At 45.3% G+C, this 225-nt stretch carries 1 rRNA gene; it reads left to right on the top strand.

The features are described 5' to 3' along the window. Nucleotides 1-68 (top strand): 16S ribosomal RNA (locus WFI24_RS34345); the annotation flags it as partial. Nucleotides 69-225: the final 157 nt, after the last annotated feature.

The following is a 225-nucleotide window of genomic DNA, read 5'->3' as shown; positions in this document are numbered from 1 at the left end:
GATAGATGATTGGGGTGAAGTCGTAACAAGGTAGCCGTATCGGAAGGTGCGGCTGGATCACCTCCTTTCTATGGAGAATCGTTTCCCGAGTGGAAACATTCAAATACGCAGCTCAGCTGCAAAACACTCACTCGTTGCTCAGTTTTGAGAGCTCAAACTCTCAAACAGCTTGCTTTTGCATGGAGCTTGTTCTTTGAAAACTAGATATCGAAACGAAACAAACGC

The sequence above is a fragment of the Paenibacillus sp. USHLN196 genome, assembly GCF_037144955.1.
Lineage (GTDB): Bacteria > Bacillota > Bacilli > Paenibacillales > Paenibacillaceae > Paenibacillus > Paenibacillus xylanexedens_C.
Note: the sequence above shows the minus strand (reverse complement) of the source record. Positions and strands in the feature narration are given on the sequence as shown.